Below are 12,582 nucleotides of genomic sequence, written 5' to 3'. Positions count from 1 at the left end.
TTTGTTTTACAAATAAACGAATATTCAAATAAACGTTTACACTAATTAACAATTATTTAGTTCCTGCTTCTTCCAACGCTTCCCAAAATTCATACGCCCTTCTTAAATGTGGAATCACAATCGTACCACCAACTAAAGTCGCAATACTCATCGATTCCATCATTTCTGTACGATTCACTCCGTTTTTGTAAGCTGTTTCTAAATGGTATTTGATACAATCATCGCAACGTAAAACTGCTGAAGCTACTAAACCTAATAACTCTTTTGTTTTTACATCTAGCGCACCTTCGCTATAAGCGTTAGTGTCTAAATTGAAAATTCTTTTGATTACTTTGTTGTCATCGGCTAATAATTTTTCATTCATTTTAGCACGATAGTCGTTGAATTCTGTAATTAAATCACTCATTATATTGTAGTTGTAGATTTGTTATTTTTTTTATTTATGAAAGCACTGATGAAAATACTAATTTCAAATAAAACCACTAGCGGAATCGTTACGATAACTTGACTAATTACATCTGGTGGTGTTACAATCGCAGCAATAATCAGGATAATTACATAGGCCCATTTTCTATATTCTCTTAAAAAGGCAGGAGTTACTAATCCTAAAGAAGATAAGAAATAGATGATAATTGGTAATTCGAAAACTAATCCAGTTGCTAATGTTGTTGTTTTTACTGTTCCAATGTAGGAATTCACATTAATATCGTTTTTAATCACATCTGAAACAGAGAATGTAGATAAGAAGTTTAACGATAAAGGTGTCAATACGAAATATCCAAAAGCGACTCCCATAAAGAATAATAAAGAAGAAATTACGATGAATTTCACGGCATTTCTCTTTTCTTTTTTATACAAAGCTGGACTAATGAAATTCCAAAATTGTAATAAAATGTAAGGAAAACAAATGATGAATCCTGCGGTAATACACGTCCAAACCATTAAAGAAATTTGACCTTCAATTTCTGTGTTTTGAATACTGAAATTTAAAGTCGCATCACAAAAACTTTTGTCTAAATCGTATTTATTGGCCAAATCACAGAAAAACTGATAGGTAATAAAATCACCTTTCATTGGTCCGAAAATAATGGTGTTGAAAATATAATCATTAAAGAGATAAGCAATCGCTCCTCCAATTAATATAGCTGCTGAACTTCTTACTAATAACCATCTTAATTCTTCAAGATGATCTAAAAAAGTCATTTCGTTAATGTTTTTTTTATTCTTTTTTGCCATTATACAATTCCTTCTTTTAAAATATCGTGTAAATGCAACACACCTTTGTAAGTTCCATTATCAATCACCATTAATTGTGTAATTTTATAATCTTCCAAAACATCTAAAGCCTCAGCAACTAAAACCGTTGAAGCAATTGATTTTGGATTTTTGGTCATAATATCTTTCGCAGTTAAATCAGAAAAAGTTTCTCTATCGGTTAACATTCTTCTTATATCACCATCGGTAATAATTCCAATAACCACATCATTTTCAATCACGGCTGTAACACCTAAACGTTTTTCAGAAATTTCCATAATCACTTTCTTGATCGAAGCGTTTGGAGCAACTTGTGGCGCGTGCGTATTGTCTAACATGTCTTTTACACGCAATAATAATTTCTTACCTAAAGCACCACCAGGATGATATTTAGCAAAATCTTCTGCTTGAAAATTTCTCAATTTCATCAAACAAACGGCAATCGCATCGCCTAAAACCAATTGCGCAGTCGTGCTGTTTGTTGGAGCTAAACCAAGTGGACAACTTTCTTCATCAATATGTGCATGCAAAACTAAATCAGAAGAAGTGGCTAAAAATGAGGTTGGATTAGCAGTCATTCCAATTAATGTCGTGCCAAAGTTTTTAATAATCGGCGCTAAAACTTTAATTTCCGGACTGTTTCCACTTTTAGAAATGCAAAGTACTAAATCGCCAGTTTGAATCATACCTAAATCGCCGTGAATGGCTTCAGCCGCATGTAAAAATATCGATGGAGTTCCAGTTGAATTTAAAGTTGCGACAATTTTTTGTGCGATTATGGCGCTTTTTCCAATTCCAGTTACCACTAATCTTCCTTTTGATTCGAAGATAAGTTGCACGGTTTTAGCAAAATCATCAGTAAGATAATTTGTAAGTTTTTGGATACTTTCGCTTTGTGAAAGTATAGATTGTTTCGCGTTTTCTAAGATGGTTTGTGTTGTATTCAAAATTAAATGAATTATATTTTTGTTTTTAAAGAATAATTGTATCTTTATGTTTGCAAATTTAGACAAAATTCAAATAATATTTGTCTAAAATTATTTGTTTTAAGTTCAACCCCACATTTATGACAGAACAAAATATAGATTTATACAAAGAATTAAAAAAATACTTTGGTTTTTCTCAGTTTAAAGGCTTACAAGAAAAAGTAGTTACTAGTATTATATCTGGTAATAATACTTTTGTTATTATGCCAACTGGTGGTGGTAAATCTTTATGTTACCAATTACCTGCTTTAGTTTTGGAAGGAACTGCAATTGTTGTTTCTCCTCTAATTGCCTTAATGAAAAATCAAGTTGACGCTATTAGAAGTATGGGTTCAGACGTTGGTGTGGCGCATGTTTTAAATTCTTCACTTAATAAAACAGAAGTCAATCAGGTAAAAGCAGATATTTTATCAGGTAAAACTAAAATGCTTTACGTTGCTCCAGAATCTCTAACAAAAGAAGATTATATTCAGTTTCTAAAATCGGTCAAGATTTCATTTGTTGCCATTGACGAAGCGCATTGTATTTCGGAATGGGGTCACGATTTTCGACCAGAATACAGAAACTTAAGAAGCATTATCAAACAATTAGGAGATGTGCCTATTATTGGATTAACAGCTACGGCAACTCCAAAAGTGCAAGAAGATATCTTGAAAAACTTGGATATGCCAAATGCCAATACATTTAAAGCTTCTTTTAATAGACCTAATTTATATTACGAAATACGCCCAAAAACGAAAAACGTTCAAGGCGATTTAATACGATTTATTAAGCAACACAAAGGCAAATCAGGTGTTATTTATTGCTTAAGTCGAAAAAAAGTTGAAGAAATTGCACAAGTTTTACAAGTAAACGGAATTTCTGCCGTTCCTTATCATGCCGGTTTAGATGCGAAAACACGAGCGAAACATCAAGATATGTTTTTGATGGAAGATGTAGATGTGGTGGTAGCAACTATCGCTTTCGGTATGGGAATTGACAAACCAGATGTGCGTTTCGTAATTCATCATGATATTCCAAAATCTTTAGAGAGTTATTACCAAGAAACTGGTAGAGCCGGAAGAGATGATGGGGAAGGAATTTGCTTGGCGTATTATTCATACAAAGACATCGAAAAGTTAGAAAAATTCATGTCGGGTAAACCAATTGCTGAACAAGAAATTGGCTATGCTTTACTACAAGAAGTGGTGGCTTACGCCGAAACATCAATGTCGAGAAGAAAATATTTACTACATTATTTCGGAGAAGAATTCGATGAGGTAAACGGCGATGGTGCGGATATGGATGATAATGTTAGAAATCCGAAAAAGAAAACAGAAGCGCAAGATCAAATTGTTACTTTGTTAGAAGTCATTAACGATACGAAACAATTATTCAAACCAAAAGAAGTTATACTAGCTTTAGTGGGTAAAATTAATGCTATAATTAAAGCTCAAAAAATAGATACGCTTAAAACTTTCGGAAGTGGAAAAGCCCATGATGAAAAATATTGGATGGCATTAATTCGTCAGGTTCTAGTAGCTGGGTTCATCTCAAAAGACATTGAAAGTTACGGTGTGTTAAAAGTAACTCAAGCTGGAAATGATTTTATTAAAAAGCCCTATTCATTTATGGTGGCGGAAGATCACGAGTTTAGCGAAGAAGAAGATGAAAACATCATCGCAGCAGCAAAAGCAACAGGTACAGCTGATGAAGCTTTAATGACGATGTTGAAAGATTTACGAAAAAAAGAAGCGAAGAAACATAATGTGCCACCATTTGTAGTTTTCCAAGATCCCTCTTTGGAAGATATGGCTTTGAAATATCCAATTTCAATTGATGAATTAAGTAATGTTCACGGAGTTGGAGAAGGAAAAGCGAAGAAATTCGGTAAACCATTTATCGAATTAATTTCAAGATATGTAGAAGATAATGACATTATTCGTCCAGATGATTTAGTGGTGAAATCGACTGGTGCGAATTCAGCCAATAAATTATATATCATTCAAAATATTGATAGAAAATTAGCTTTAGACGATATAGCTTCTGCAAAAGGATTAAAGTTTGATGATTTGTTGAAAGAAATGGAACAAATCGTTTTTTCTGGAACGAAATTGAACATAAAATATTGGATTGACGATATCTTAGACGAAGACCAACAAGAAGAAATTCACGAATATTTCATGGAATCAGAATCGGATAGTATAGAAAAAGCCTTAAAAGAATTTGATGGTGATTACGATACCGAAGAACTTCGATTGATGCGAATTAAATTTATTAGCGAAGTCGCAAACTAGATTCCACTATACAACTAATCCTTCCCACTTGGACAAGAAGTTAGGCGGAGACTTATTGTCTTGTGCTATTCAAGAAGCCTGGAAGTTTAATATTAACAGAGTATGGCTTCAGACCTGTTTGTTGGATCATGAAAATGCGAGAAAAAATTATATAGCTAGGGGTTTTACTTTTTATAAAGAAGAATTTTCGGAGGAAGACTGTTATTCAGAAGAAACAGTAGCGACTCAAATAGGTGAATTCTTTTTAGATTATACCAAACGTTTTGCTGTTTACCCAGATTTGAATTCCATCATTAAAAAGCTTCAATCAAGGGAAGTGTAATTAATAGAATTACTATTTTGTTATAATATTTGGTGCTTCAGTTTTATGAGAATTTTCTTTTTTATGAATTTATTTAAAAAAGGGTGCTTTTTTACAAGACAACCATCTTTCTCAAATAAATTAAATTTTTACGGTTTTGAATAGTTTTAAATTCCTTTAGGTTTAACTAACGTGGCCTATTTAGGAGTCATTGGTTTTTATTCAGTAATTAAAACAGGAGAAGTTTCCACTAAATATAATTCTTCCGTTGGTGCCGTTGTACCTTATCCCTACAAGACCCGTGACACCTACACGAATTCTTTCTATGTTGTTTGTGGCGATGTTCAAGTCGTTTACATCGGTAGTTCCTATAAAATTTGCTCCCGCAGTTGTTTCAGCGTTCCTGTTTAAACTCTATCCTGAGCCTCCTTCAATTGTTTTCTAGGCCCCCACCCAGTTGTAAAATCCGGCGATTGCATCAGTTTGATAAACTAGTAAGCTGTTTGCGGGAGCAATAATAGTCCCTCGTTGTGCTTGTGTCATTCTTTATTTAAGCAATTTTTTTGTTTTTTCGCTTCTAAACTCTAACTCTTTGATTTTAACTTTTTTTTCTTGTGTCGCTTGATAGCAACAGAAATAATTTCAGAGTAATTTACTGTTAATCGTTCTCCTTCTTCTTTAACTAAAACACCTGGGGTTTCTTCTTGGAAAGTTCTACCACTTCTTGTGCTGGAAAACCAATTTTAATGAATGGGATGCATTTAAATTAAAACGATAAACAATATTTTGAATTTAAAAACTATAATAATTGATGCTGCAATTTTATGAGAACATATTTTTTACAGGAAATTGAAATTTTCATATTATCTATTTCTCTATATGAATTTCTGTGTTGGTGTTTATGTTTCATACTGTAAAAATTTTACTCAATTGATGAGAATCTCAAACTTTAAAGAGCATTCCGTCTTATAATAATTCAATTTACTGTTTTATGATTTTGTTTAAAAAAGGGGGCTTTTTGACAAGACACCCCTTTTTCTCAAACAAATTAATTTTTTAATGGACAAATAAATTCGTCCTTTTCAATTTTTGCTATGTAAACCACTCTAATTTCGTGTTTAAATAGTTCCCAAATATTTTTTTCTCTTTTTTGAATGAATTTTAATATTAGATAATGTGTCGAAAAAAAAATAATGATAAGCTATGTCTAAAAAAGAACTAATGTTTTCTTTTTTTGTTTTTAAGTTTTTTTATCATTTTTTCTAATTCTTCATTTGTTTTCTTCAATTCCTCGATTTGAACCTGTTGTTCCTGAATAGCTTTGATGCTCACGGGGATTATTTCTGCATAACTAACCCCCAATCGTTCCATTTCTTTTTGAACTAAAACGCCTGGATTTTCTTCATATTCTTTCCATTCGGTGTCTTCGATTACTTCAGGCAGTACAGGTTTGATTTCTTGTGCAATAAAGCCTAGTTTAGTTTCTCTATCTTTTGCCGGTATGATAAAATTGTCCTTTTTTTCTTCTTTCCATTTGAATGAAACAGGCTTTAGCTTCAAGATTTCGTTCAAACCGTATTTCAAGGGTTCTATTTTTTCTTTGTCTCTGATATCCGATGTTTGAATGACTCCATTTTGGGAATAAACATCTTTCCAGCGCATTGTGCCCGATCCTAAGTTTGCGCCGTTATCTGTTATTGGAGAGAATTCTTCGTTAAATCGAAGTTCCGCCACGCCATCTTTAATGATTTCAACCGATCCAAATTGAACTTGAGTTCCAGTAGCGAATCCGTTATACACATGTAAATTATCGGTAGAGGCTGTAACGGTTCCTATTTTTATGTTTCCAGTTTGATAAATAGGATCAGCAACTGTTGATCCGCTATTAAATATCCAGTCTGCATCAGTATATGCAGCTAGTGTTTGCCAAGAAGCCAAACCTGTAGCATCTGATGTTAATACTTTGCCCGCCCCGGGAGTTCCAGTCACTATTCTTAACACGGGAAGCGGTGAATTAGGTGTAATAATTACGTCATCTAAATAAACTTTGGGTGTTACCGCTCCATATCTCGAAAATGTCCATGTCAAAGTATGAGACGAGCCTCCGGCTAAAGGGTAAGTTAGTGTTGTCCAAGGTGTATTTGTTGCGTTTTTCCACATGAATTGTTCAGTCCCGTCAATAGCAAAAGAAACTTCATCACCTATCTGACATGCCGTACTTATGGCAAAAGAAAGAACGGCATCACCTGTAGGAATTGAAGCTGTGAGATATTCTAAAGTTGTAGATTCACCACCGCCAGTTCCGACAGCACCACTTTGGGCTGCAAATCCCCCTGAATTTTTCGTGGTTGGTTGTACAAACCATAATTTACCCGTAGGTGCCGACGTCGAAGTAAATGGTGGAAGGGTATTGTCTTCAAAACCATCATTGAAACTTGGAGCCACAACGGGTTTAGCAACGTGTAATTTTGTAGATGGGGTAGTGGTTCCAAAACCTATATTACCGTTTGAAGCTATGCGAACTGCCTCTACATTATTGGTCACCAATTTTAAATCTTGTGCGTCTGTGGTTCCCACTTTGTTAGAAGCGGAATTTGTTCCCGCAGAGCCGGTTAGCGACCAGCCATTACTTACTCCAAAGGGTTGCCAAGCGGTACCGTCAAAATAATAAAAACCAGGTGTGCCGTCCGTTTGATAAACCAATAATCCGGTAGCCGGTGTTGCAATAGCACCTTTTTCAAGCAACGTCATTCGTGGTATTAATACTCCTTTTGTTGTTGTGGTTATGTCTAATGCGGCACTTGTGCTAGGAGAAGTGGTCCCAATACCCACCTGTGCATTCATTAGGAACGAACTCAAAAACACGCTTAATGTATATATAAGTTTTTTCATGGTTACTTTATTTTTTTTAGCATTAAGGATATCTTTTCCTGCTGTTTTTTAATTTTGTTGATTACCACCTGATGTTCCTGTGTGGCTTTTATCACTACAGGAATAATTTCACTATAAGAAACTCCCATTGAAGCAGTTGCTTTTTTCTCATACGTAGTTATCCCTTTTTCGTTTATTGCTACCCATTCCTCGTCTTGCACTACCTCTGTAAGAACTTCTTTTAATTCTTGAGCTATAAAACCAATTTTGGTTCTTTTTTCGGAATCCTGTAAAACGGTATTTCCATATTTTTCTTCTTTCCATTTATAGGAAACAGGTTTTAACAGCAACAATTCTTTTAAGCCATGTTTTAAAGGTTTAATAGCTTCTTTATCTCGCATGTCAGAGGTGTTTATTGCACCGTTTGTTGCGTAAACAGCAGTCCATCTCCCTGTAGAAGATCCTAGGTTTATGTTTCCGTTAGTCATAGGTATTACCGAATGTGACCAAAAGAATTCACTTACACCATCAACATAATATTCCGTTGATCCTACTCCAATTTGAGTACCACTGATTGTGCCATTGTAAATTGCAAGCAAAAAACCTGCTATAGGCAAGTTATCCCCAATTAGTGTTTCTCCTGCTCTGTAAATGTAACCACTGCCAAAACGCCAATCGTCATCTCCTGGAGAAAAAAGAGGACTTGTCCAAGTTGCATTTCCTAATGCGTCAGATAACATTACTTTTCCTACAGCTTGGTTTCCATCCTCAATTCTCAAACCGGTAAGGTGTAATTTTTCCGATGGGCTAGCTGTTCCTATTCCGACATTTCCACCGGAAAGTATCCTGAAAGCCTCTATATTGTTTGCTTTTGTAACGAATGATTGTGCATTTGTGGTTCCCAGTTTATTGGTTGCTACCATAGTTCCGGAATTACCGTTTAAATTCCATGAAGATCCAGATGAAAAGGTGGTCCAGATTGTACCGTTGTAGTACCAAAAACCAATCGTAGCATCTGTTTGATAAACCAGTAAACCGTTTACAGGAGATCCTATAGCTGTTCGTTGTGCTTGTGTCATTCTAGGGATTAGTAACCCTCCAGTTGTAGAAGTGATGTCTAGGAGTGAACTTGCAGCAGGACTTACGGTTCCAATACCTACTTGCGCTCTACTTGCAAATGATACCGATAATAATATGATGAGTATTGCTTTTTTCATAATTATTTTGAAGTCAGAAGTTGTTGTAATTGATTCGATAATTCGTTGGTTTTAGCGCTAATTTTTGCCAGTTCAATATCTTGTTCTTGTTTGGCTTTTACCAGTAAAGGAATTAATTCCTCATAATTCATTCCAATACGCTCAAAGTCATATTTAATAAAAGTGCCTTTTTCTTTTTCGTTTTTAGATTTCCAGCCATAAGTATAAACCACTTCAGGAATTACCTGCTGTACTTCTTGAGCGATTAAGCCTAGTTTAAGTTGTTTTTTTTCTTGAGGGATAATGGTGGAATTAAGACGTTCTTCCTTCCAATAATAAGAAACAGGGCGCAATTTCATTAGTTCAGCAAGACCATAGGGCAAGGTTTTAATGGCGGTTTTTTTTGTTCCATCAGAAGTTTGAATTGTTGGATTAGTGGCGTAAACCGTGTTCCATCTTTTGGTTGCCGTACCTAAGCTTGATATGTTTCCCTCGTCATCTGATATCAGTTGATGGCTAAATCTAATTTCGTTATTTCCGTCCACAATTTTCTCTACGTCACCTATTCCAATTGTAGTACCTGTGTTAGCACCATTATCAACGTCTAGAAGGTGTGTGGTTGTTCCTGTTCTTCCCATAACCACTTTTCCAGTATGATATACAGGGTCTGCATACGTGCTACCGCTATTGAAACGCCAATCGTCATCCGCCAATGCAGAAGCGCTTGGTTGCCAAGACACCACCCCGGTTGCATTGGAGGTTAGAAGTTTACTCATTCCTTCTGTTCCATCTTGAATTCTCATTACAGGAGCCGTTCCTGTAACGTGAAGTTTTGCTGTGGGGTTAGTTTGATTTATTCCGACATTACCCGTAGTTTTCACCCGAATTCTTTCGGTATTGTTAGTGGCAATTACAAAATCCTGTGCATCTGTAGTTCCTAAAAAATTGGTTGCAGGTGTCGTACCTGCATCTCCGTTTATGCTCCATCCGGTGCCAGAGGTAAAGGTGGTCCATATAGCGCCGTTAAAATAATAAAATCCAGGAGTTGCGTCTGTTTGATAAATCAGTAAACCATTTGCAGGAGATCCAATCAAATTTCGTTGCGCTTGCGTCATTCTAGGGATTAGCATACCTCCGGTAGTAGATGTGATATCCAGCGCCGAACTTGCACTTGGAGTTGTTGTTCCAATACCTACCTGAGAAAATGAACACAGATGGGAAGTGAGTAGAACAAATAAAATTAAAATTTTTTTAAAGTGCTTCATTTTAAATTAGTTTTGGTTATGATTTTTATGGTGGTATTTGGTAGTATGTCTTGCGAAAATTCGTTGCTAAAAAAAACAAATCAATCTTTCTCGGGATTTTATTGTTTATTGGAAATGTGTATTGAAAGTAAAAATGCTTCGGTGTAATACTTGTGACAATTAATTTACAAAGAGGTATTAATTTCTTTTTACCAATTTTAATTTTTGTTAATGCAAATCTATCTACAAGTCAGCATTTTAGATTTTTTTTATCTCCATATTTTCTCATCATATTGGGTTTTGTTCTCAATTTTATCTAACATTGCATTCAAATTCACACCAAATGAAAATCGCTTATTTATTCTTCCTTTATTTTAGTTGCCCCTTTTTTGCCTTTTCTCAAGGGTCGACTATTGAGATTGACAAAATGCAAGATCAGGCCGAAAATGTGCTGAAATCTAATATTGATGGTTCCTTGGTCATCTTAAATTCATCATTGAGCAAAGCTTCGTTGGTGAAGTATGATAAAGGAGAGGCCAGAGCTTATTGGTTAATCGGATTAACGTACTATTATAAAAGTGACTTTAAAAAATCCACACAGTTTTTAAATGTAGCTTTGCTGAAATTGAAAACAATAAATGGGGCTTTTGAGTATCAAGCCAATTGTTATAGAGTTTTGGGGAAGATTGCGCTTCATAAGGGAAACTTTTCAGAAGCCTATGAGAATTTATTAAAAGCCAAAGACTATTATGGCAAAACTGTTCATTTAATTGATAAGGACAGTAGAGATTTAGTTAATAATGATATTGCCTATTATTATATCCAATTGAATAATTATGATAAAGCCCTTTTGATTTTAAATGGCAACCTAAAGAATAAATCCCTTTCAAGAAACACCTTGGCGGATACTTTTCTTCTTTTTTCAATAATTTCCAATTCTCAGTCGGATTTTGTAGAATCAATTGAATATTACAATAAAGCGCTTAAGATATATCAATCGTTAAATGATAAAGTAGGGGTGATAAGTTGTGAAACTAATATTGCAATTGCTTATTATGATTTAAAAAAATATAAGAAATCGATTGTTCTTTTTGAGGAAATACTAGATGAGTCGAAATCTGCCGGTATTGCAGCCGGTGAAATGAAATCTAATTTGTATTTGGCGAATTGTTTTATTGAGATTAATGATTTAAAAACAGCCGATCATTATATTAAAATAGTTGAAAAATTAATAAAAAAAATTAGTGGTTTTGAAGACGATTTGATAGTTTTGAAATCCAAACGATTTATTGCAACAAATGAAATAACTAAATCCGAGTATTTAATTGAAAAGCACATAGCATCAAATAAAAACATACCGACTTCGGCTATAATTGATTTTTATGGGATTTTAGAATTGGCCTACAAAAAAGAAAATAATTTTCAAAAAGCATATGAATTCCAATTAAAAAGAGTTCAGTTTAAAGATGAGATTAATAATGCCAATTTGCAGGAAAATATTAATTCTCAGAGAGTAGAATTTAAGTATGATAACCTTAAGAACGAATTGGCAATTCAAACTAAGGATTATGAAATTCTGAGAGGAAAGGAGAAAAATCAAAAAACAATTATAATTGCCGTTTTTCTAATTTCCGCATTAATCATTCTTCTTATGATATTTTATTTTAATAAAAAAAAGAAAATGTTTCATTTGAAAGAATCGGTGGCGCTTTCCGAGAAAAAAATATTGGAAGTTATTAATCTAAAAAAGGAAAGAGAAATCGAGTTTAAGAATAAAGAGATTACGGATTTTGCTATTCATATTTCTGAAAAAAACGAAATATTAGAGGATATAAAAAATAAGATTAAAGAGTTACAATTAAAAGATTCTAAAACTCAAAATAAGATTACTGAATTGGTTCTGTTCATTAATGATAACATTAATCAAAATGCCGAAAAGGTAAAGCTATATTCTGAAATTCAACAAACAACTGATTCTTTCTACCAAAAATTAACCTCTGTTTTTCCGGGTTTAACTGAAAAAGAAACGCGCTTGGCCAGTTTGGTTATGCTTCAATTGTCCTCCAAACAAATTGCGCAACAGCTAAATATTGCACCTGCAAGCATTGATAATTATCGTTCTATTTTGAGAAAAAAAATGGACATTCCGAAAGAACAATCACTTCAGGATTTTTTGAAAAATTTAAGCTGAGTAAACTTCACCTCTATGCGGACGCAAAGCATCTCTAAAAGTAATCATATCGGCTTCTTTCACAACTAAATAAGCAATGGCGTACATGTCGTTTAAAATTTCAAAACCCGTAATTTTTAAAGGATAATTCTCTTTTTCTAAAAATTCTTTCAAATGAATTTCATGATGTTCCGCCGTTTTTGCTGAAGCTGGTCCACGAAAATCCCAAATTAGTTTTATTTGTCTCATCGGGCAAAGTTACAAATGATTTCAGCTCTTTTCAA

At 34.0% G+C, this 12,582-nt stretch carries 10 protein-coding genes; 3 read left to right on the top strand and 7 right to left on the bottom strand.

Going from position 1 to position 12,582, the window contains the following annotated elements:
• Positions 1–52 precede the first annotated feature (52 nt).
• From UEQ13_RS07015 to UEQ13_RS07005, 3 genes are read right to left on the bottom strand one after another with little or no spacing between them, the layout of a single operon-like run.
• Positions 53–406: a carboxymuconolactone decarboxylase family protein gene (locus UEQ13_RS07015; RefSeq protein ID WP_329805626.1), complete on the bottom strand. Its 354-nt coding sequence runs from the start codon at positions 404–406 to the stop codon at positions 53–55.
• On the bottom strand, positions 406–1,236 hold the full coding sequence (gene tatC, locus UEQ13_RS07010) for a twin-arginine translocase subunit TatC (RefSeq protein ID WP_329805625.1): 831 nt from the start codon (positions 1,234–1,236) through the stop codon (positions 406–408). The genes UEQ13_RS07015 and tatC overlap by 1 nt, the downstream gene beginning before the upstream one ends.
• Entirely contained in the window at positions 1,236–2,201 is a 966-nt protein-coding gene (locus UEQ13_RS07005) for a KpsF/GutQ family sugar-phosphate isomerase (protein WP_329805624.1), read from the bottom strand. The genes tatC and UEQ13_RS07005 overlap by 1 nt, the downstream gene beginning before the upstream one ends.
• Before the next feature lie 119 nt (positions 2,202–2,320).
• On the opposite strand from UEQ13_RS07005, the gene recQ reads away from it, so the two are divergent.
• Positions 2,321–4,516: a DNA helicase RecQ gene (gene recQ / locus UEQ13_RS07000; protein ID WP_329805623.1), complete on the top strand. Its 2,196-nt coding sequence runs from the start codon at positions 2,321–2,323 to the stop codon at positions 4,514–4,516.
• 28 nt (positions 4,517–4,544) lie between these two features.
• Positions 4,545–4,838 carry a hypothetical protein gene (locus UEQ13_RS06995; RefSeq protein WP_329805622.1) on the top strand — a complete coding sequence of 98 codons (294 nt, stop codon included), beginning with the start codon at positions 4,545–4,547 and terminating at the stop codon, positions 4,836–4,838.
• Between the two features lie 1,197 nt (positions 4,839–6,035).
• Here UEQ13_RS06995 and UEQ13_RS06990 read toward each other — a convergent pair.
• The 3 genes from UEQ13_RS06990 to UEQ13_RS06980 are packed head-to-tail and all read right to left on the bottom strand — an operon-like array spanning position 6,036 to position 10,014.
• The gene (locus tag UEQ13_RS06990) at positions 6,036–7,661 is read right to left on the bottom strand and encodes a tail fiber domain-containing protein (protein ID WP_329805621.1); all 1,626 of its coding nucleotides are present in this window, start codon (positions 7,659–7,661) and stop codon (positions 6,036–6,038) included.
• Between the two features lie 50 nt (positions 7,662–7,711).
• Positions 7,712–8,905: a tail fiber domain-containing protein gene (locus tag UEQ13_RS06985; RefSeq protein ID WP_329805620.1), complete on the bottom strand. Its 1,194-nt coding sequence runs from the start codon at positions 8,903–8,905 to the stop codon at positions 7,712–7,714.
• A gap of 2 nt (positions 8,906–8,907) precedes the next feature.
• Positions 8,908–10,014, bottom strand: coding sequence for a tail fiber domain-containing protein (locus UEQ13_RS06980; protein WP_329805619.1), 1,107 nt, complete (start codon positions 10,012–10,014; stop codon positions 8,908–8,910).
• Between the two features lie 457 nt (positions 10,015–10,471).
• On the opposite strand from UEQ13_RS06980, the gene UEQ13_RS06975 reads away from it, so the two are divergent.
• Entirely contained in the window at positions 10,472–12,319 is a 1,848-nt protein-coding gene (locus UEQ13_RS06975) for a tetratricopeptide repeat protein (protein ID WP_329805618.1), read from the top strand.
• Here the strand turns inward: UEQ13_RS06975 and UEQ13_RS06970 are convergent.
• A complete protein-coding gene (locus UEQ13_RS06970; protein ID WP_329805617.1) occupies positions 12,311–12,547 on the bottom strand; it encodes a hypothetical protein in 237 nt (78 codons plus the stop codon). The genes UEQ13_RS06975 and UEQ13_RS06970 overlap by 9 nt on opposite strands.
• Positions 12,548–12,582 lie beyond the last annotated feature (35 nt).

The sequence above is a fragment of the Flavobacterium facile genome (assembly GCF_036321945.1).
Classification (GTDB): domain Bacteria; phylum Bacteroidota; class Bacteroidia; order Flavobacteriales; family Flavobacteriaceae; genus Flavobacterium; species Flavobacterium facile.
This window is presented reverse-complemented; position numbering and strand designations above follow the sequence as displayed.

What these genes read in the sequence shown, in the direction of transcription:
- UEQ13_RS07015 (WP_329805626.1), bottom strand. Translation starts at nt 406, where the DNA reads ATGAGTGATTTAATTACAGAATTCAACGACTATCGTGCTAAAATGAAT.
- tatC (WP_329805625.1), bottom strand. Translation starts at nt 1,236, where the DNA reads ATGGCAAAAAAGAATAAAAAAAACATTAACGAAATGACTTTTTTAGAT.
- recQ (WP_329805623.1), top strand. Translation starts at nt 2,321, where the DNA reads ATGACAGAACAAAATATAGATTTATACAAAGAATTAAAAAAATACTTT.
- UEQ13_RS06990 (WP_329805621.1), bottom strand. Translation starts at nt 7,661, where the DNA reads ATGAATGCACAGGTGGGTATTGGGACCACTTCTCCTAGCACAAGTGCC.
- UEQ13_RS06985 (WP_329805620.1), bottom strand. Translation starts at nt 8,905, where the DNA reads ATGAAAAAAGCAATACTCATCATATTATTATCGGTATCATTTGCAAGT.
- UEQ13_RS06980 (WP_329805619.1), bottom strand. Translation starts at nt 10,014, where the DNA reads ATGCTAATCCCTAGAATGACGCAAGCGCAACGAAATTTGATTGGATCT.
- UEQ13_RS06975 (WP_329805618.1), top strand. Translation starts at nt 10,472, where the DNA reads ATGAAAATCGCTTATTTATTCTTCCTTTATTTTAGTTGCCCCTTTTTT.
- UEQ13_RS06970 (WP_329805617.1), bottom strand. Translation starts at nt 12,547, where the DNA reads ATGAGACAAATAAAACTAATTTGGGATTTTCGTGGACCAGCTTCAGCA.